This is a genomic window from Sorangium sp. So ce295 (assembly GCF_051527405.1).
Lineage (GTDB): Bacteria > Myxococcota_A > Polyangia > Polyangiales > Polyangiaceae > Sorangium > Sorangium cellulosum_B.
The window spans coordinates 330,207-347,421 of record NZ_CP150324.1 but is presented as its reverse complement, the minus strand read 5'-3'; the positions used below and the strand labels follow the sequence as shown (position 1 = coordinate 347,421).

Sequence of the window (17,215 nt, the reverse complement as noted above, 5' to 3'; positions counted from 1 at the left end):
GGGAAATCGTCACGCCGCCCGAGGGCGGCGCGCGCCTCGAAAGCTTCTCCCACAACGCCGCGCGAAAATCGTTGTAGTCGTTCCGGCACCTGCGATGGCAGAGCTCCGGCCGAGAGACCCGAAAGGGCAGCGCGAGGGGTTCACGACGGGCGCGTGCGCGGCCGCCGCGGCCAAGGCGGCGGCGCGCGTGCTCGCGCGCGGCGCGGCGGTCGACGCCATCGAGACCACCCTGCCAAACGGGCAGAAGGTCACCTTCCCGCTGAGGCGCTGCGATCGCGACGGGCCGCGCGCCACGTGCAGCGTCATCAAGGACGCCGGCGACGATCCCGACTGCACGCACGGCGCCGAGCTCGTCGCCGAGGTCGAGCTCCGCAGCGAGCCGGGCGTCGAGATCCGCGGCGGCGCGGGGGTCGCCGTCGTGACCAAGCCGGGGCTCGGGCTGCCCGTCGGCGCGCCGGCCGTGAACCCCGTGCCCCGCCGGAACATCACCGAGATGGTCCTCGAGGAGCTCGAGGGCTCGGGCTTCGCCGGGGCCACGGTGACCCTCAGCGTCCCCCAGGGCGAGGAGATGGCGAAGCAGACCATCAACGCGCGGCTCGGGCTCATCGGAGGCATCTCCATCCTCGGGACGAGCGGGATCGTGAAGCCGTACTCGACCGCCGCCTTCCGCGCGAGCGTCGTGCAGGCGATCGACGTCGCCGCGGAGCGCGGCATCGCGACGCTCGCGCTGACGACCGGCGGCAAATCCGAGGCGTACGCGATGAAGCTCTACCCGGAGCTCCCGGAGGAGGCGTTCATCCAGGTGGGCGACTTCATCGGCACCGGGGTCCGCCACGCGGCGCGGCGGCGGATCGCCCGCGCGATCATCGTCGGCATGATCGGCAAGCTCTCGAAGATGGCCGACGGCAAGATGATGACGCACGCCGCCGGCTCGGAGGTGAGCATGGAGCTGCTCGCGCAGATCGCCGAGGAGCTCGGCGCGCGGCCGGAGATCGCCGCCGAGATCCGGCAGGCGAACACCGCGCGGCACGTGCTCGAGCTGTGCCAGCGCGAGGGGCTCACCGGCGTGCCCGGGGGGATCTGCCGGCGCGTCGTCGAGCACACCTCGCGTCACGCGGGCGGCGCCCTCGAGGTGCACGCCTGCCTCGTCGATTTCAACGGGGCGCTGCTCGGCCGGTATCCGGCCGGCGACGCCGGTGCCATCGGTGCGGACAGAGCGGAGAGAGCGGAGGAGCCATGAGCGGTGATGAGGCGCGCGCGGTGAACGACATGCGGCAGATGACCGCGCTCGGGCGGCGCATCGAGGACAAGAGCTTCGCGATCATCGACGAGGAGGCCGGCGCGCACGGCTTCCCCGAGGCCGAGTGGCAGGTCGTCCGCCGCGTGATCCACGCGACCGCCGACTTCGAGTTCTCGTCGCTCATGCGGCTCCACCCCGAGGCGATCGCGCGGGGCATCGCGGCGCTCCGGGGCGGCGCGCCGGTCCTCGTCGACGTGAAGATGATCGGCGTCGGCCTGAACGAGCAGCGGCTCGCGTCGTACGGCTGCGCGATCCACTGCTTCATCTCGGACGACGACGTCATCCAGGCCGCCTCCGCGGCCGGCTCGACCCGCGCGATCGAGTCGATGCGCAAGGCGCACCGGCTCGGGCTCCTCGACGGCGCGATCGTCGCGATCGGCAACGCGCCGACGGCGCTGCTCGAGGTCGTGCGCCTCGCCCGGGAGGAGGGGGCGCGGCCGGCGCTCGTGATCGGCGTGCCGGTCGGCTTCGTGTCGGCGGCGGAGTCCAAGGAGGCCCTCCTCGAGTCCGGGCTCCCCTTCATCGTGGCGCGCGGCCGCAAGGGCGGCAGCCCCATCGCCGTCGCGATCGTCCACGCGCTGCTGCTCCTGTCGGCGGACTCGGCGGAGCCGACAGGATCCGCCGGCTCGACCGGAACGGCCAAGGTGGCGCGATGAGCGCGCGCCGCGCCGTCACCGTCGTCGGCATCGGCGACGACGGGTGCGCCAGCCTGTCGAGCCGCGCCGCGTCCGCGGTCGCCCGCGCCGAGGTGCTCGTCGGGGGCGAGCGGCACCTCGAGTTCTTCCCGCAGTTCCGCGGCGAGAAGATCGCCCTGAAGGGCGGCCTGTCCGCGGCGCTCGAGCGCGTGGACACCCTGTCCGCCGAGCAGAACGTGTGCATCCTCGCCTCGGGCGACCCGCTGTTCTTCGGCGTGGGCGCGCTCGTCGTCCGGAAGCTCGGCGGCGAGCACGTCGAGATCATCCCGAGCCTGAGCTCGGTCCAGTGGGCGTTCGCGCGCACCGGCATCGCCTGGGACGACGCCGCGTTCGTCTCGGTCCACGGGCGCGCCCCCGAGGGGTTCGCGACGCGCCTCCGCCGCCTCACGAAGGTCGCGGTGCTGACCGACGGGGAGAACAGCCCGGCCCGCCTCGCGGCGCGGCTCCTCGAGCACGGCGACGCCGGCTGGAAGGCGTGGGTCTGCGAGAGCCTCGCGGGCGCCGGCGAGCGCGTGCGCGCGTTCGACCTCGCCGCGCTCGCCGCCTGTGAGGACATCGGCCCGCTGAACGTGCTCCTGCTCCTGCGGAGCGACCCCGCGTGGCGCCCGCCGCCGGCCGTCCCCTACCTGCACGAGGACGCGTTCGCGAAGCGCATGCCGAAGAACGGGCTGATCACGAAGCGCGAGGTGCGCATGCTCTCGATCGCGTCGATGGCGATCCGCCCCGACGCGGTCGTCTGGGACGTCGGCGCCGGCTCGGGGTCGGTCTCGATCGAGGCGGCGATGCTCTGCCCCCTCGGGCGGGTCTATGCGATCGAGGTCGACCCGGAGGGCGTCGAGATCTGCCGCGACAACGTCCGCACGCACGGGGTCGACAACGTGCGCGTCGTCGCGGGCCGAGCGCCCGAGGCGCTCGCGGCGCTCGAGGACCCGGACGCGGTGTTCGTCGGAGGGAGCAAGGGGAGCATGGAGGAGATCGTCACGGTGGCGCTCGATCGGCTGCGTCCGGGCGGCCGGCTCGTGGTCAACGCCATCACGATGGAGAACGTCGCCGAGACGTACCGCGCGCTGCGGGCGCGGGGGCTCGACCCCGAGGTCACGCTGCTCTCGGTCTCGCGCGGCGTCCCGCTCGCGCGCTACGTGCGGTACGAGGCGCTGAACCCGATCCACATCTTCGCCGCGACCAAGCCGGCGAACGCCGAGGAGGCCGTGGAGGGCGCAGCGCCGACCCAGCCTGCGGCCGGCGGCGCGCGGCGGTCCACCTCGGAGGCGTCATGAGCGGCCTCGGCAAGCTCTACGGCGTGGGCGTCGGCCCCGGCGCGCCGGACCTGCTCACGCTGCGCGCCGTGCGCGTGCTGCAGGAGGCCGACGTGCTCGCGCTCCCCCGCAGCTCGGATTTCGGCGCCTCGATGGCCTACCGGATCCTCGAGCCCGTCGTCGGCAAGCAGCGGGACAAGGAGCGGCTGCTCCTCACCTTCCCCATGAGCAAGGACCCGGATCGCGTCCGCCCCTACGTGGACGCGGCCGTCGAGCAGATCGGCGACCGGCTCTCGCGCGGCCTCACCGTGGCGTTCGCCACCGAGGGGGATCCGTCGCTCTTCAGCACCTTCGTCTATGTGCGCCGCGAGGCGCTGCGCCGCTTCCCCGGGCTCGAGGTCGAGGTCGTCCCCGGCGTCACCTCGGTCACGGCGGTCCCTGCCGTGAGCGGGCTCGCGCTCGCCGACGGGCAGGAGCGCATCGCCATCCTGCCCGCCACGTACGGCGTCGACGACCTGACCGACGTGCTCCAGCGCTTCGACACCGTGGTCCTGATGAAGATCGGCTCGGAGATGCCGAAGGTGACCGAGGCGCTCACGCGCGCTGGCCTCCTCGATCGGGCCGTGTTCGTGTCCAAGGCGACGATGCCCGAGCAGCGGATCGTCCGCGACCTCCGGGCCGCGCAGGGCGAGCGGGGCGACTGCTTCGCCATGGTCGTCGTCACGCGCGGGGAGCGGAGCGGGCTGCTCGTCGGGGAGGCCCCGGCCTCGCCGCCGGGCGGCTTCGACAAGGCTGCTACCGAACCGGAGGCCCCATGATCGCCGAGCGCAAGCCCTACGCCATTTACGCGATCACCCGGCACGGGATCGAGATCGCGAAGAAGCTCGCCCCGGGGCTCCCGGGCGCGGATCTCTACGTGTCGCAGAAGCTCTTCGACGGGGCGCCGGCGGGGGCGAAGCCGCTCCCGCTGCCGATGGGGCCGCTCTTGAACGAGGCGTTCACGGCCTACGACTGCCACGTCTTCGTGATCAGCGTCGGCGCGGTCGTGCGCATGATCGCGCCGCTGCTCAAGAACAAGAAGGTCGATCCCGCGGTCGTGTGCGTCGACGACACGGCGCGCTTCTCGATCTGCGTGCTCTCCGGGCACGTCGGGCGGGGCAACGCGTTCACCGAGAAGGTGGCAGGGCTGCTCGGCGCGCAGCCGGTGGTGACCACGGCGTCCGACGCGCTCGGGACGCTGACGGTCGACATCCTCGGCCGGGACCTCGGATGGACCCTTGACGATCCCGACCGCAACGTGACGCGCGGCTGCGCCGCCGTCGTGAACGCCGCGCCGGTGCTGTTCGTCCAGGAGACCGGCGAGCCCTCGTTCTGGCCCGAGGCGACGCCGCTGCCGCCCGGCGTGCGTTACGCGACGTCGCTCGACGGCGTGGACCCCGGCGCGTGGGAGATCCTGCTCGTCGCGAGCGACCGCGATCTCTCCCGCTCGCACCCCGAGATCGTCGAGCGCGCCGTCGTCTACCGGCCGAAGAGCCTTGTCCTCGGCGTCGGCTGCGATCGCGGCGCGCCGCTCGACATGGTGGAGCGCGGCGTCGACCGGCTGCTCGAGGAGCACGGGCTGTCGGCGAGATCGGTGAAGGCGCTGGCGACGATCGACAAGAAGGCCGACGAGGAGGCGCTGCTCGCGCTGTCGGCGCGGCGGGGGTGGCCGCTCGTCACGTTCACGCCCGAGGAGCTCGACGCGACCGAGGGCATCGAGAACCCGTCGGAGACGGTGAAGAAGCACGTCGGCGCCCGGGGCGTCGCCGAGCCGGCCGCGCTGCGGGCGGCGGGGGCCGCGAGGCTGCTCGTGCCGAAGCGGGCGTACACCGAGGAGGGCGTGGGGCGGTCCATGACGCTCGCGGTGGCGCGCGTCCCCTTCTCGAAGCGCAACGTGGAGGAGAGCCATGGGTGACAGCAAAGGAGTCCTGTCGATCGTCGGGATCGGCCCTGGCGCCGAGGAGCACGCGTCCCGCGCCGCCCTCGAGGCGATCGCGGCCTCGGACCTCATCGTCGGGTACACGACGTACATCCGGCTGGTGAAGCACCTGATCGAGGGCAAGGAGATCATCAAGACCGGCATGACCGAGGAGATCGGCCGGGCGCGCGCCGCGGTGGAGCGGGCGCGGGACGGCGCGCGCGTGGCGATCATCTCGTCGGGCGACGCGGGCGTTTACGGCATGGCCGGGCTCGTCTTCCAGGTGCTGGAGGAGATCGGCTGGAAGCGCGGCGAGTCGCCGGAGCTCCGCATCGTGCCCGGCATGACGGCGCTCAACGCGTGCGCGTCGCTCGTCGGCGCGCCGCTCGGCCACGACTTCTGCGCCATCTCGCTCTCCGACCTCCTGACCCCATGGCCTGTGATCGAGCGGCGGCTCGAGGCCGCGGCCGGGGCCGACTTCGTCATCGGCCTTTACAATCCGGCGAGCGGGCGGCGCACGCGGCAGATCGTGCGAGCGCAGGAGATCATCCGCCAGCACCGCGCGGGCACGACGCCGGTCGCGCTGGTGAAGAGCGCCTACCGCAAGCTGGAGAGCGCGGTGCTCACCGATCTCGACCATTTCCTCGAGTACGAGATCGGGATGCTGACCACGGTGCTCGTCGGGTCGACCAACACCTTCATGTTCGAGGGGTACATGGTCACCCCGCGCGGATATACCAACAAGTACACATGGGATGGAGCCGCGCTCCCCGGCCAGACGCCGGGGCGCTCGCTCGTGCTCTCGGACGAGAGCGGCACTGCGGAGGAGGTCTAGATGGCACGCGTAGGGAGGCTGGGCGGCGCGATCCTCGCCGAGACCCAGGGGGCGTATTACCTCATCGGCAACACCAAGGCGCCGTGCGACTTCCGCGCGGCGGGGTTCGAGCCGCCGGACGAGGTCGATCTCGTGAAGGGGGCCTATGTCCGGCTCAAGCCGCTGCGCGACCCGGGCGAGATCGAGGTGGCGCCGCCGGTGCTGCTGCTCGACGTCGAGGGCGAGGAGCTCGCGAAGAAGCTCGTCCATCGCTTCGTGATCGACCGGAATGGCTCGGTGAGCGAGCGGCTGTGGCGGCTCGTCTACAGCCACGACGACCCGCTCGACGACGCCGAGGCGCCTGTCGAGCGGGACGCGCGCTGGCTGGGCGGGATCCCCGAGCCGATCTGGCAGCTCGTGCGCGACAACGTGCTGCGCTGCCTCTGATCTCGGCTCCTGGCGCACGCCGGCGAAGCTTGTGAGCGGCCGACGCCGGGCGCGATCTCACCACGCGCCTCGATCCCCAGTACAGGACCGAGCTCGCGCTAGTTCCGCGTGGTGACGGTCCAGTTGTCCGACGTGTTCTGACCGCCCGTGTCGGCCACCACGTCGTATGTGATATTCCCGCTCTTGATGGAGAACGAGATTGTGCCCGAGATATAGTTGAGCGCCTGCTGCGTGGGCGTCACGAAGAAGCCCTGCGTTGGAGACGTCGTGGAAGGGGCCGCGGAGGAGAAGACCATCTTACCTCCCGGGATCACTATCGAAAAGCTGGACGTCACCGGGTCCTTGCTCCCCGACCACCAAACGATGATGTCCTCCTGCTTCAGGGTGACATTCTGCAGCGCGAATTCGCTTTTGTTGGTCACCGAGATATTCACGGTGTTCACATTGTTCACGCCGAGGTTGGTCTGGCCGAGCGAATACGTGAAATTGATCACGACGTCACTCGGGTCGACCGTGAGGATTTGCCTGCTCTTGCTCATGATTCACTCCTGCTCGTTGGTGAGAGTTGCTGCCTGAGCGGCGACCTTGGGTCGAGGCCCCCTTGGCCTGGACCGGACGCCGCCCGTCATGGCGCGAAGGGCGGGTTTGCCCCGTGCGCCAAACCTGTTTCGTGTGAAGGTTGCCGCGTCGGGCCTACGTTCGTACGACCCCGAAGCGCGGCAAAGCGGGGACACGGGAAGTCGGCTTTCTCCGCGGCGAGGAACGCAAACGTCGCGTCCCTCGCCGGCGGCGCCTCGAATTGAGCCGGGTCACCTCGATCCCCTGTCCCCTGTCCGCTGTCCACTGTCCCTTGCAGCACGCATACCAAGCACTCGAACCGTCTCCCGCGAGCCGCCGACGGGGCGATCGGCGCGGCCCGCGCGGGCATGCAGGGGCCTCCCGGCAGCCGACGACGGCCGGGCTGCGTCACCTGGAGACACGACGCTTCTTCCAGAGACATGCGCGGCCGGCCACGGAGCCGGGGGGCACGTGGGCAGACGAACCTCACCCCGATTGGCCGGCTGCTTCCGTTGCACGAGGCGCGCGTGCGTGCCCTCGTGGAGGAGGATCTCGCCTGCGCGGATCCTCGGCAGCTAGACGAACAGCGGGACCGGGTTGAGCTCGCCCTCGGCGAGCGGGCGAGCGAGCCACCCCAGCGCGCAGGGCACCTGGTAGAGCCTCCCCGGGCCGAACCGGGGCCAGAAATGGCGCAGCCCCGGGACGATCACCTGGACCACGGGCAAGCCGATGTCGGGGCGGGTCTTGTCCACCGCGACGAGCTCCAGACCCGCCCCGTCGAGGCGATCCAGGCATTGCTCGATGTCGGCGCGCAGGTCGGCGCCGCCGATCCGGGGCAGGTGCTCGGCCGCGACCCGGCGGAGATCGGGGCTCGGGAAGAGATGCGCGCGGTCAGGGAGCCGCTCGAGGTCCCACGGCGCCCGGCGCGCGCCGCCGGGATCGAAGAGCTGGTTCAGCTCGGTGAGCGATCGCTGCACGGCGAGGCGCGGGTCGAGGTGGCAGCCGAACCCGATGGTGAATCGATCCTCCCGGGCCTCGTGGGCGAGGGCAACGCAGGTGGGGATACCGAGATCGTGCGTCAGATCGAGCACCCAGACGGCCCAGCCGAGGCGATCATAGTCCGCCTGGAGGGCTTCGAAGTACGGGTCCCCGAAGCTGTCGAGCGCGATGGCCGGGCGCGCGAGCCGGTTGTACCACCAGATCGCAGCGGCATCGCGCTCCACGAGCTCGAGCAGGCCCTGCAGCACGGCCTCTTCGAGGCAAGTGCCGGCCGCCACGCCGTTGCTGCAGGGCCCGCAGAAGGCGGTGCCGCTCTCGGCCGGGGCCTCGGCGTAGCAGTAGGCCAGCGGGACATAGCGCCGCTCGCGCTTGCTCAGCGACCAGGCCGGGGTCCAGTCGATCCTGGTGCCGGCATCGAGCGGCTCGGGTATCCACTGGCGACGATCCGCTGCCCGCGCGTTGAGGTGAGCGCGCTCGCGGTGCTGCGCCTCGCTGAAGTTCAGCAGATCGCCGAGCGAGAGCGCCGCCGGGCCGAGCTCGGCCTCGCTCGCGCGGACGCGCGCCTCGTCCCCCTGGTAGACGCCGCTGTATCGCTCGAGCGCCTCGCAGAGCGCGCTCACCCTGGCCTGGTCCGCGCTGCGCCCCTTGCCGGCGCAGGCCTTGTCGAAGACGTTGGTGCGCGGGACGTCCTCCCGAGGGCAGGCCAGGTAGCCGGACGCGTACACGGCGCGGAGCTCGGTGTCCCGCCCCGGCATCGGCACGAGGTATGTCACGGCTCCGGTGATCGGGCTGACGAGGTGCTGATAGCGCTCGTAGGTCCGCCGCGGGGTCTGCCGGCGATATCCACCGTCCTCGTAATGGGCCTTCTCCACCGGCTGCAGTTCGACCGGGCGCTCGCCGACGGCCGCCATCCGCGCCGGATCGCCGCACACCGGGCACTGCGGCCTCCGGACGACCGCGTGCCTGGTGATCTCGAACGTGGCCAGATCGAGGGCGAGCACCCGAGCACCGAGCGCCTGGGGAGCGCTGGTCTCCTCCCTGGCGAGCGCGCGGGCGATGGCCGAGGCGCCGAGCCCGCAAGCGGTCCGTACGCTCGCCTCGGTGGCCGCCCTGGGGGGAGGGACGTGGCCCTCGTGCCCCCGGCGGCGGCGAACGAGCTCCTCGACCGGGCGGTTCTGGCGGATCCAGAACGCCAGGCAACCCCAGCAGGGGCCGGCGCCGGGCTCGAAGACGGGCCCGATGAGCGGCTGGACGCCGGCTGGCTTGATCAGGAACCAGCGCGCTCCTTCGCGCAGCGCGCGGCGGTTGATCGAGGCCAGCTCGGGCTGCAAGTAGTCGTCGGCCACGACCACCTGCACCGCCGCCTCGCCGTCGATCCGCACGCCTGCCTGTTCGAGCGCCTCGGTCATCCACCCGGCGGGAGCGGCTTCGCCGACGGCCAGGACCGACACCGGAGTCCGGCTCAGGGCCTCGGCGGCCGCCTTGCCGTCGAGACCTACCCCGCGCCAGAACGCCGCGTGCTCGGAGGGCAGCTCCGGCGTTGCGGGGACCAGGTAGCCACGCGCCGCGAGCCGGCTCATGGCATACAGGGTCTCCGGCTCGGAGAACCGATCGCGCGCGGCGCGCAGGATCTCGTCGACCGTGCGCCGGCCGTCGACGAGCGCGGCCACCTCGGCGGCGCAGGCGCCGGAGACGACGAAGCGCTCGCGCTCGCCGATCAGGAAGACCACGCCCGCATCCATGCGCTCGACGCGCAGGGTGGGCTTGAACGCCAGCACCTGGCTCAGCTCCAGAGGATCCATCATCGTTCCTGGTTTCACCCGCCGATGGGCAAGTGCAAGCGGCGCGCTCGAGGAGAGCGACCGCTGGATGGCCGGGGATCGCCTCGCCCCCGAGACCCGTCAGAATCCGGGCGGAGCGGCGTCGCACGCGGGCGTCCCACGACATCCCCGTGAGGCCCTGGTCTCGTCCCCCGATCAGCAGCAGCAAGTGAACGGGTACGCCGCTCCCCTCGCGTTGTATACGGCGAGCGCGATGGGCTCGGAGTCCACGTTGCTCGGCTTCGTGGGCAGATAGAGCTTGAGCGTATGAGGCTGGAGCGAATCCCAGTACGACGGATGGTCCTTGTCGAGCGGAGATCCCGGCGGATGCCACCGGGCCGCGCCGTCCTCCTCGACGCGCACGCTCATCGTCCAGGGTAGCCTGTAACCTCGGATGGTTCGCAGCGCCGAGGCAAGGTCGATCGTGAGCGCTCGTCGAAATTCCTGGTCGCTCCAGGCTTTGGCCATCGCCGCGAGCAGCACGACGTTGAACTCGGCGAACAAGCCGTCGTCGGGAACGAAGCCCCCCGCAGGAGGGCCGCTGTGGAGGCCGACACGCTCTTGACCCGCCTCTTCGCCCTCATGACAGCACCCCGCGTGCTCCCGCCCTCGTTCGGGGCGACGGACGAGCTGCACCCCGTGGTCCGCCCGCATGTTGAGCCCGCCCCCTCTGTCCTGAGGGCGCGCATGAGCCCCGTGCTGATCGCGCTCCCGGCTCGATTGATCGCTGAACAGCGACGGGCGCTGCTTGTAATAATCCCCGAGCGCCCTCGCGTAGTCCTCCGGACGGAGGTCTTCCCGCAGATCATCGTCCCCTGGACGAGCTGCGGAACGCTTGGGCGCGAGCGGCAGGCGCAGCGTCAAGCAGTCGAGCAGGTCGCTGGGCCAGACCCACTCATCGTGGATCCACACGAAGTCCTCGTCCGCTCGTGCGATCTGAAGCTCGCACGTCCTTGGCCATGGCCAGATATAGCCAAATCGATCCTTGAGCGCGGAAGCGGGGTCGCCCCCGGTCAACTCCTTGCCAAAATCGTCCGGATCGGCCCATGCCTCTGCGATCGCGCGCAGGTACGTCGAGCGAAACTCCGTCAATTGGTTCGTGCTCATGAGCCCCTCTTTGCTTGACCGTTGTTCGCGATGAAGTGTGCGCGGGTCGGTGTCGCGCCCGTTCACGCGCCGCGCGGGCGCGCTGCTTCCGGCAACCCCATGAGCCGCGCAGGGTTGTCCCACAACGCTGCCCGGAGCACGTCCTCGGCGAGCGGCCCGCCCCCGTCGAACAGCCTGGCGACGATCGCGGGATCGTGGTCGACGTGGGGGAAGTCGGTGCCGAAGACGACGCGATCCGCGCCGATGACGCCGACGCAGTGCGCGAGCATCGCCTCGCCCGGCTCGAACGCGATCCAGCACTGGCGGCGGAAGTAGCTCGAGGGGCGCTGGTTCACGCGACCTCTGACCTCGTTGCTCAGCTGCGTATACTCGATCTCGTCGAGGCGCCAGAGCCAGTAGGGCAGCCACCCGCAGCCCGACTCGAGGAAGCCGACGCGAAGGCCCGGATGGCGCTCGAGGACGCCTCCTTCGAGCAGGGCGAGGAACGCCATCATCGCCTCGAGCGGGTGGGAGCAGGCATGCTGCGCGAAGTGCGTTCGGAAGCGCGAAGCGCCGGCCGTCTGCACGCGCGTGTGCGTCCCCTCGTGCAGCAGCAGCGGGATGTCGTTCGCCTCGCAGGCCGCGAAGAAGGGCTCCAGCTCCGGCGCGCCGAGGGTCCTCCCGCGGACCGGGTTCGGCCGGACCACGGCGGCGCTGAGGCCGTCCGCGAGGCCGGCCTCGAGATCCGCGACCATCTGCGCGGGATCGTGGCGCGAGATGAGCGCGGCCCCCTTGAGCCGGGTCGGGTCTCGCCGGCACTGGTCCGCGAGCCAGCGATTGTAGGCTCCCGCGTAGGCGCGGGAGCGATCCGCGTCGATCTCCTCGTCGTACACCAGGAACCCCGTGTAGGTCGGGTGCAGCACGGCGACGTCGACCCCCGCCTCGTCCATCGTTGCGAGCTGGCCGGCCGCCGTCTCCGCGGCGATCAGCTCGCGGCGGTGCTCCTCCGCATGGATCCCGACCTCGATGTAGCCCACCTCGGTCATCCCGCGACAGATGGGCTTTCCTGCGACCGTGACCACCGGCGGGGTCGGCAAGAGGCCATGGTCTCCCAGCCGGTGCAACCGAGCCCGGAGGGGCTCATCATGCTTCGAGAGGGGGCGGACGTCCGGCGCGACGTCGCGGTACCTCGCCGGCAGGTACTCCGGCCAGAGCCCCATGGGCTCCATGACGTGGCGGTCGATGTCGATGATGGCAATCCCGTCGCGCACGCTACCCTCTCCCTACGAGCAGAGCTCCGGAGCTCCATGCGGTGCGGAGGACGCGCCGCGATCCGTCCGGCGGCACGGGATCACGCGAGCGCCTCCTTCGCCCCCGGTCCAGCCAGCGATCGCAGCGTCAAGCGCAGGTGAAGGGGTACTGGGGACCCGTGTCGTTGTACGCGGCGAGAGCGATCGGCCAGATGGCATCATCCGGCGGAGCCTGAGGGATGTTGACGGTGATCGTCACCCGAGCGGGGATCCGGCTCGCAGATTGGCCGTCACCTTGGCCCTGATAAGGGATGTTGTGCCAGAACTTTTCCCAATGGAGGGAGGAGAATTTCAGCTTGAAGTTCCAGTGAATGATCATGCCCATCGAGGCTTGCACGAGGCGCCGAGCATCCTTCGAGGCGAAGAGCTGCTCTTTGAATTTCTCATCGTACCACGTCATCGCGAGGAGGCGGGACGTGATCACTCCGAACTCGCCGAAATCATCGGGCGGCTGGCTCGTCCCGTCCGTCGGCGGACCAAGCATCGACGGGAACCATTGGCAATAGAGAGCAAGGGCGTCCGCGGGCGGCGTGCCGTCCGTCGGAGGGCCCGGCAGGATGATATCGATCTCGTCACCGTCGGCGAGCCAGCCGAGCATCTCATTCGGCCGCCACTGCGGCCTGGGCTCGTCGGAGATGGCGAATTTCACGCTGAAAGGGAACTTGAAGCCATATTCCTTCTCGAGGAGGGGGAGGACGCCATAAGGATCCTCCTTGGACGCACTGACCAGCTGCTTCAGGAAGTCCCGATCGCGCCAGGCACGGGCGATAGCTCGCAGGTAGGCGGTGCGCAGGCGGGGAAAGGGGGCGGCGCTGCCTGTTCCGCCGGTCTCCCATGTTTCAGAGGGCTTGGTCGTCATGGATCACTCCTCGGTGAAAGTAACTTCAGATCAGGAAACGAGTCATGGAGCTGCGTCAATCGGTCCACGAGCGCGGTGTCGTCCCCGAAGACACGCCGGTGCTCCTCGATCGCCGCTGCCTCGAAGCGGTACATGCCGCGCTCGCCGGCCAGCAGCCGAGCCCTGGCGAGCATCTCCCGGATGGCGCCCCGATCGGGCTCCGGCAGGCGCATCTCGTAGCGCGCGCGGCGCCGCAGGAGCTCCACCTCGAAGAAGTGCTCGCCGAGCTCGGTGCACATCGAAAGGCAGGTCTCCACGCGGGCGATCGCCTGGCGCAGACGGCCGGCGTCTGCCTCGATGTCTGCCAGAAAAGACCCGTAGTAGGTGAGCGCCAAGTTGCAGTGGAGGGACTCGAGGGTCCGGATGATCACCTCGACCCCCTGCAGATCCCCCGCGGCCCACGACGCGAGGGCCGCACCGTAGCCCTCGAAGGCAGGCAGCCCGTATGCCTGGGAGGTCGCGAGCAGCTCGCCCGTCGTCTTGTGCACCGCGGGCTTGTCCTCGTTCATGTGCTGGATCTGGCCGAGGTAGAGCAACGCGATCCCGAGGGACGGGACGTGCTTGATCTCCCGCGCCCAGGCGATCGCGTCGTTCGCGAGCTGGAACGCCCGCGTCGTCCGCCCCATACCCCATTGCACCCACGCGAGCTGTCCCGTGGCCCAGACGCGGCAGTCCATGCCGAACACCGAGCCCTGCCGCCCGTCGCGCGCCGGGTCGTACAGATGGATCGCCTCGTCGAACCACGCCTCGGCGTCCAAGAACCGCCCCTCGGCGTGGAAGCCGACGCCTTTGGCTGTCGCGGCCACGCACTGGAGCGACGGGTCCTCGATCCGGTTGGCGAACGCCACGAGCTCGTCGGCCACCCGCCGGCACGCCGCGCGCTCGCTCGCCACGTGGTAGTGCATGTACAGGGCGAAGAGGGTGGACACGGTGTGCTCGGTCGTCGTGCTCGCGGGGAGCAGCGCCCGGGACTTCTCGGCCAGCGCACGCACGTCGGGGGAAGCCCAGCCCTGCATCGACATCAGCGCCTGCAACCGGATGCCGTTGGCGCCGAGCTCGGCGTCCACCCGTTCGCCGGTCGGCAGCGCCCCGATCCAGTCGACGACATGGGAGGCGTGCGCGCTGGCCTCGGCGTAGGCCGAGCGCCCGAGCGCCTGATGTGCCGCCGTCCGGGCGTACCCGATGGCCTCCCGCATCTGCTCCGCCGCCGCGTGGTGGTGCGCGAGCAGATCCGGCCGCGTTCGGACCACCTCCGGAAACCCCTCCTCCAGCGTCTTCGCGATGCGCGCGTGGCTCCGCTGCCGCGCGCCGGTGGACAGCGACTCGTACGCCGCGTCCCGCACCAGCGCGTGCTTGAAGCTCCCCACCGCGTCCTTGCCGCGCCGCCTGCGCAGCACGATCCCCGCGCTCATCAGGCGCTCCAGATCCTCTGCCACCGCCGCCGGGCCGAGCGGGCTCGCGGCCGAGAGCACCTTGACGCTGAACTCCCGGCCCATCGCCGCCGCGAGCTGGGCCGTCTGCTTGGCGCGCGAAAGACGATCCAGCCGCGCCGTGAGCAGCGCCCGCAGCGTCCCCGGGATCGCCGCGCCCGAGAGCGGCCGGGTCAGCTCGTAGCGATCCTCCCGCTCCACCAGGAGCCGCGCATCGATCATCATCCGGAGCAGCTCCTCGGCGAAGAGCGGCACCCCGTCCGCGCGGTCTGCGACCTGCTCTATCACGGCGGGAGGCAGCGCCTTGTGGCCCGAGAGCCCGGTGAGCATCTCCTCCATGTGCGGGCGCTCCAGGCGGCTCAGCGGGAGCAGCAGCATGTCGGCCGTCGAGAACGACGGTGAGAACTCCGGGCGAGCCGTCATGATGACGCACAGGGGGACCGCGGGCGCCTCGCGAACGAGCTGGGCGAGGAACTCCATCGTGGTGGGGTCGGCCCAGTGCAAATCTTCGGCCACCAGGAGGACGGGCCGCTCGTCGGCGATCGCGAGGAGCAGCGACGCCACGGCCTGGAGCGTCAGCGCCTTGTGCCGCTGCGGCGAGACGTCGAGCGGGGCGTACGGTTCGCCGAGGGGCAGGGAGAAGAGCGGCACGAAGAGCGGCATGGCCTCGGCCAGCGTGAAGCCATGGCCGGCGAGCTCCCGCTCGATCCGCGCGATCTTGCCGCCCGCGTCGGGCTCCTGATCGAGCCCGAGCGTGCGCTCGAGCAGATCGACCACCGGACGGAGGGGGCTGGTTTGCGTGTCGGGCGAGCACCGCGCCTCGAGAAAGGTGTGGGCCTCGCGCGCCAGCCGATCGCGCAGCGCGCGCGCCAGCCGGCTCTTGCCGATGCCGGGCTCGCCCGTGATGAGGATCGACTGGCCCGCCCCCTCGCACGCGCGGCGCCACCGCTCCGCGAGGAGCCCGGTCTCCTGATCTCGGCCGGAGAGCGGCGCCTTCGAGCCGTCGGGGGTCGGCCAGCTCGCCGCGGCGCCGTGCTCCTGCCGGAGGCGGTAGGTCTCCACCGGCGCCGCGATCCCCTCGATGGCGCGGCCCCCTTCGCTCTCGAGGTCGAACGAGGCGCGCAGCAACGCTTGCGACGCGGCGCTGACCGCCACGGATCCCGGCGGCGCCAGCGCGGCGAGCCGCGCGGCGAGCCGCGGGGTGGCGCCGGTGACGAGGCACGCGCCGTCGAGGTCCCCCAGGTTCCCGTCGACGACGAGGCCGGTGTGGAGGCCGACGCTCACGTCGATCCGCGCGCCCGGCGCGGCGCTGCGCGGGTCCTCGGCGTCCTCGGCGCCTGCCATCGCCAGCGCCGCGCGGGCAGCGCGCCTGGCGTCGTCCTCCGCCGCGCTGGGGTAGCCGAAGTAGACGAGCAGATCGTCGCCGAACGCCGCGGCCACGTACCCGCCATGGCGGCGCCCGAGGTCCGCGCAGCGGGCGAGCGCCGCGCGCAGGGGTTCGTCCAGCCGCTCGACATCGACGGCGTCGAGGGCCTGCGCGACGGCCGCGCGCGCCCTCACGTGACAGCAGAGGGCCGTCAGCTGCCGGCGCTCGCCGTCGAGCGCGGGCGGAGCGGGCTCCCTCCGCCGGTCGAGCGACGTGGCGACACTCGCGATCGAGGACAGAGACCGCGTGTCCCCGCCGGCCGGGCGGCCGCTGGCGGCGAGCATCGCCTCGCGCGAGAGCCCGCGCAGGTTGCAGGCCTCGAGCGCCTCGAAGAGCCCGCGGGCGGTGGCGTCGCGCGCGCCTTCGTCCTTGCGGAGAGCGCGGGCGAGCAGGTCGCCCAGGGGGTGGTGCTCGAGCGCGGCGGGGATCGGGACGGGATCGGGGCCGAGCAGCCGGTAGAAGATCTCGGCCTCCGTGCCGCCGTACGCCGGCTTGCCCGTGAGGCACTCGAGGAAGACGAGGCCCCACGAGAACAGATCCGCGCGCGGCGAGGCCTCGGCGCCGCGCCACTGCTCCGGCGCGCCGTAGCCGGGCGTGCCCAGCGCGTCGTAGCTGCCGGTCAGGCGCGCGGATCGCCCGTCGTCGAGCGTGGCGCCGATCCCGAAGTCGAGCACCAGCGCGTTGCGGCGGGCGCCCGTGGGGATCACCATGATGTTGCTCGGCTTGAGGTCGCGGTGGACGACGCCCGCCGCGTGGGCGCAGGCGAGGGCGTCGAGCGCCTGGAGCATCAGGTGCCGCGCCTCGGACGGCGCGAGCGCGCCCTCTCGCTGGAGCAGGGCGGCGAGGTTGTCGCCGGGCGCGAAGGCGAACGCGGCGTAGAGGGTCCCGTCTCCTGCCTGCCCCGCGTCGACGAGCTGGACGATGTTGGGGTGGTGGAGCTGGGCGCAGAGCCGCGTCTCGCGCAGGAAGCGCGCGGTCCGCCGGTCGGCCTGCGCGGCGCCTCCCTGCTCGGCGAGGCGCAGGATCTTCAGGGCGATCGGCTGCCCGGTGGTGAGCTGGCGGGCCTTGTGCACCACGCCGAAGCCGCCCTCGCCGAGCTTGGCGAGGATCTCGTAACGCCCGTCGAACGTGGCGCCTGGCGCGAGCGCGGCACCGTCTGCGGCATAGCACTGCATGCTCGATCTCGTGGTCGCTGGAGGCGCTCGGAGAGCGCTGGCAC

The 17,215-nt window shown here is 71.4% G+C and carries 11 protein-coding genes and 1 pseudogene; 6 read left to right on the top strand and 6 right to left on the bottom strand.

Going from position 1 to position 17,215, the window contains the following annotated elements; genetic code table 11:
* Positions 1 to 94: 94 nt before the first annotated feature.
* The 6 genes and pseudogenes from WMF11_RS01360 to cobJ all read left to right on the top strand — a co-directional run bounded on the left by WMF11_RS01360 (position 95) and on the right by cobJ (position 6,469).
* Positions 95 to 1,240: a cobalt-precorrin-5B (C(1))-methyltransferase gene (locus WMF11_RS01360; protein WP_437976159.1), complete on the top strand. Its 1,146-nt coding sequence runs from the start codon at positions 95 to 97 to the stop codon at positions 1,238 to 1,240.
* Positions 1,237 to 1,956, top strand: a complete 720-nt coding sequence (locus WMF11_RS01355) for a precorrin-8X methylmutase (protein ID WP_437976158.1) — start codon at positions 1,237 to 1,239, stop codon at positions 1,954 to 1,956. Before WMF11_RS01360 ends, WMF11_RS01355 begins: the two co-directional genes overlap by 4 nt.
* Entirely contained in the window at positions 1,953 to 3,272 is a 1,320-nt protein-coding gene (gene cbiE / locus WMF11_RS01350; protein WP_437976157.1) for a precorrin-6y C5,15-methyltransferase (decarboxylating) subunit CbiE, read from the top strand. Before WMF11_RS01355 ends, cbiE begins: the two co-directional genes overlap by 4 nt.
* Positions 3,269 to 4,069, top strand: a complete 801-nt coding sequence (gene cobI, locus WMF11_RS01345; RefSeq protein WP_437906599.1) for a precorrin-2 C(20)-methyltransferase — start codon at positions 3,269 to 3,271, stop codon at positions 4,067 to 4,069. Before cbiE ends, cobI begins: the two co-directional genes overlap by 4 nt.
* Entirely contained in the window at positions 4,066 to 5,205 is a 1,140-nt protein-coding gene (locus WMF11_RS01340) for a cobalt-precorrin 5A hydrolase (RefSeq protein ID WP_437976156.1), read from the top strand. Before cobI ends, WMF11_RS01340 begins: the two co-directional genes overlap by 4 nt.
* Positions 5,198 to 6,469 (top strand): annotated as a pseudogene (gene cobJ / locus WMF11_RS01335) (precorrin-3B C(17)-methyltransferase). The gene WMF11_RS01340 and the pseudogene cobJ overlap by 8 nt, the downstream one beginning before the upstream one ends.
* 98 nt (positions 6,470 to 6,567) lie before the next feature.
* Here the strand turns inward: cobJ and WMF11_RS01330 are convergent.
* The 6 genes from WMF11_RS01330 to WMF11_RS01305 all read right to left on the bottom strand — a co-directional run bounded on the left by WMF11_RS01330 (position 6,568) and on the right by WMF11_RS01305 (position 17,171).
* Complete coding sequence (locus WMF11_RS01330) at positions 6,568 to 7,008, bottom strand: hypothetical protein (protein ID WP_437906595.1); 441 nt, start codon at positions 7,006 to 7,008, stop codon at positions 6,568 to 6,570.
* A gap of 594 nt (positions 7,009 to 7,602) precedes the next feature.
* Complete coding sequence (locus tag WMF11_RS01325) at positions 7,603 to 9,831, bottom strand: TOMM precursor leader peptide-binding protein (RefSeq protein ID WP_437976155.1); 2,229 nt, start codon at positions 9,829 to 9,831, stop codon at positions 7,603 to 7,605.
* Positions 9,832 to 10,002: 171 nt separating this feature from the next.
* Positions 10,003 to 10,953: a BMA_0021/BMA_0022 family TOMM bacteriocin gene (locus tag WMF11_RS01320; protein WP_437976154.1), complete on the bottom strand. Its 951-nt coding sequence runs from the start codon at positions 10,951 to 10,953 to the stop codon at positions 10,003 to 10,005.
* Positions 10,954 to 11,015: 62 nt separating this feature from the next.
* On the bottom strand, positions 11,016 to 12,203 hold the full coding sequence (locus WMF11_RS01315; protein WP_437976153.1) for an amidohydrolase family protein: 1,188 nt from the start codon (positions 12,201 to 12,203) through the stop codon (positions 11,016 to 11,018).
* Between the two features lie 127 nt (positions 12,204 to 12,330).
* A complete protein-coding gene (locus WMF11_RS01310) occupies positions 12,331 to 13,101 on the bottom strand; it encodes a BMA_0021/BMA_0022 family TOMM bacteriocin (protein ID WP_437976152.1) in 771 nt (256 codons plus the stop codon).
* Positions 13,098 to 17,171, bottom strand: coding sequence for a TOMM system kinase/cyclase fusion protein (locus WMF11_RS01305; protein ID WP_437976151.1), 4,074 nt, complete (start codon positions 17,169 to 17,171; stop codon positions 13,098 to 13,100). The genes WMF11_RS01310 and WMF11_RS01305 overlap by 4 nt, the downstream gene beginning before the upstream one ends.
* Positions 17,172 to 17,215: the final 44 nt, after the last annotated feature.